General features: G+C 70.0%; 2 protein-coding genes. Both read right to left on the bottom strand.

The window, feature by feature from the left end; all coding sequences use genetic code 11:
* Positions 1-670, bottom strand: a 670-nt coding sequence (locus VF468_13110; GenBank protein HEX5879234.1) for a Gmad2 immunoglobulin-like domain-containing protein, incomplete at its 3' end; no start/stop codon positions are given.
* Between the two features lie 450 nt (positions 671-1,120).
* Positions 1,121-2,356, bottom strand: coding sequence for an IS110 family transposase (locus tag VF468_13105; GenBank protein ID HEX5879233.1), 1,236 nt, complete (start codon positions 2,354-2,356; stop codon positions 1,121-1,123).
* Positions 2,357-2,672 lie beyond the last annotated feature (316 nt).

Genomic DNA, 2,672 nt, shown 5'->3' with positions numbered 1-2,672 from the left:
CCGCGCCGACGGTGAACACCACCGAGCCGGCCGTCCCGGACGGGCGGGCGAAGGCGATCTCCCCGGAGAACTCCCCACCGGCGCCCGCGCTGTCGGCGGTGACGGAGCCGCTGCCCAGTTCGATGTCCTTGCCGTAGCGGTCCCGGGTGACCCGCACCCGGACCCGGCCCTCGATGGCGGCCGGGGCCACGGCCAGGACGCCGACCGGCGAGCGGACCGCGTCCCGTGGCTGCGGGGAGAGGACCTTGATGGCGGGCGTGCGGGTGCCGGTCACGTACCAGACGGTCCGCAGCCGCTGCAGGGAGACGGTGGTGACCGGATTGCTGGCCACGGTCACGACGTCAGCAGATGGCGAGGAGCTGGCGTGGATGTCGACCTGGCCGGTGGTGGCGCCGGTCTGGCGGAAGGGCCCGGCGACCGGGCGGGCCATGCCGACCTCGCGGCGCATGAAGGAGACGGCGGTGGCGATCGCCTCGGCGGTGCTGGGCGGCCGGTTCACCGGCGACCGGGGAGCCGGCTGGTCGGATGTCGGCTGGTCGGGAGCGGGCGTGGCCGGAGCCGCGATCGACTTGGCGGCGTCGCCGGGAGGGCTGGTGTCGCGGGTGCTGCAGCCGGCCACGGCAATGCTGGCGACCAGGAGGGCGGCGGCGATGATTCGGACAGGACGCATGCTGTTCATCTCCTTTATGGGCTCCGGGACGATGGTGGAGCCCACGCCCTCACGATCGCCGAATCTGGTCACAACTCCCGATCGGTGAAGTCGCGCTGCTATCCCTGATCAGGCGCAACCGGGTCACGATCGGCAATCGAGCCGATAGCGGTGGGTCGCGCCCAACCCTCTAGGATGGGTTCATGGATGCGAGCGACCAGCCGCGGGTGGCCTGTTCGGCCACGGGTATTGGGGCAGAACCTGGCCCGGAACCTACACATGCGCCTCGGCAGGGCCTTGGTGGCCAGCAAGGCGGCTGCCGTGATGGCGGCCGGCTCGATCGGCGCCATCGTTCACCTCAGCCAGACAAGGTGTCCTGTCCCGTAGCTTGGCCGCGGTCCCCACGGCGATCGAGTCCATCCTCAGGTGAAAATGCCCTGAGGAGCCGACCAGCCAGCACCCGGGATCCGGTCAGGCGGCTGTTGGCTCCAGGGTGACCTTGTGGCCCATGCGCTCGAGTTGCCGTACCAGCCGGTCCCGGTAGGCCTGATGGGCCTGACGCTTGACGAAGTAGTCGGCGCCCAGGTCGGTGTAGGGCTCGCCCCGGCTGAGCAGATGCCAGGCGATCACCAGGACCGAGTGGGCAACAGCCAGCGCCGCCTTCTTGGGACCCCGGCGACCCCGCAGCCGGGCGTACTGGGCGGCCAGGTAGCTGTTCTTGGTCCGCGCGGCCGCATGCGCCGCCTCGACCAGCGCGACCCGCAGCCACTTGGATCCCTTGCGGGTCCGACCCGAGCCATGCTTGCCGGCCGACTCGTGGTTGCCTGGACACACCCCGGCCCAGGAGGCCAGGTGGGCGGCGGTCGGGAACCGGCCCATGTCCGAACCGATCTCGGCCACGATCACCTCAGCGGTGCGCCGGCTCACCCCCGGGATGGTCATCAGCAACGCCAGCAGCGGCGAGAAAGGGGCGGCCACGCGGGCCACCTCCGCACTGAGGCGCCCGATCGTCTCGTCCATCTGGTCGATGCGGGCCAGCATCTCCCCGACCAGCAGCCCATGATGGGCCCCAAAGCGGCCCTCCAAGGCCTCCCGCAACGCCGGCAGCTTGGCCCGCAGCCGCCCCCGAGCCAGCTCGGCCAGCACCTGGGGGTCATGGGTGCCGGCCACCAGCGCCTCCAGCATCGCCCGGCCAGAGACGCCCAGCGGGTCACTGGCCACGCTGGCCAGCTTGATCCCGGCGTCCTCCAGCACCTTGTGCAGCCGCTGGACCTCCCGGGTGCGCTCGCCCAGCAGCGCCTTGCGGTAGCGGGTCAGATCCCGCAGCTCCCGGATCGGCTTGGGCGGCACGAACGACGGGCGGACCAGCCCGTGCTCGACCAGCTGGCAGATCCACACCGAATCGGCCACATCCGTCTTGCGGCCGGGGACGTTCTTGAGGTGCTGAGCGTTCAGCAGCCACACCTCAAAGTCGTCCTCCAGCAGGTAGTACACCGGCTTCCAATAGACCCCGGTCGACTCCATCCCGACCACGGTCACCCCGAAGCTGGCCACCCAGTCCCCCAGCAGCACCAGCCCCGCGGTCGTGGCCCGAAACGTCCTGGTCTCGGTCTGGCGTCCGCCTTGGTCGCCCGGCACCCGCACCGTCGCGGTGACCGATGCCTTGTGCACGTCCAGCCCGGCGCAGCGCTCAATCAGCCGCTCCACCGCCTGCCTCCTCCCGCTCGACACTAACGGTGCCGTCCGGAGGAGCCTGATGATCAAGAGTCTCAGGTCCGTGCTCGCAGCAACAGTTCGGGGTGCCCCAGGCTCCCGCGTCCCACTTACCAACGGGCTCGACCGCACCAGGATGAGCCGACGTCACCCGGACGACCGACCTATTTTCATCCGTCAGGGGTGGCCGCAGGCCATGAGCCACTTATCAGAGATCGACAGCTGAGCACCATGCTAGCCAGCCTTTCCGCTGGTCGTTCGACTCCGTAGGTAGCACAAGGATGGGGGTGAATGCCGGCCCATCGGGCTA

Source organism: Actinomycetota bacterium, from assembly GCA_036280995.1.
Taxonomy (GTDB): Bacteria; Actinomycetota; CALGFH01; order CALGFH01; family CALGFH01; genus CALGFH01.
The sequence above is the reverse complement of the archived record's forward strand: the minus strand, read 5'-3'. Positions and strand labels throughout refer to the sequence as shown.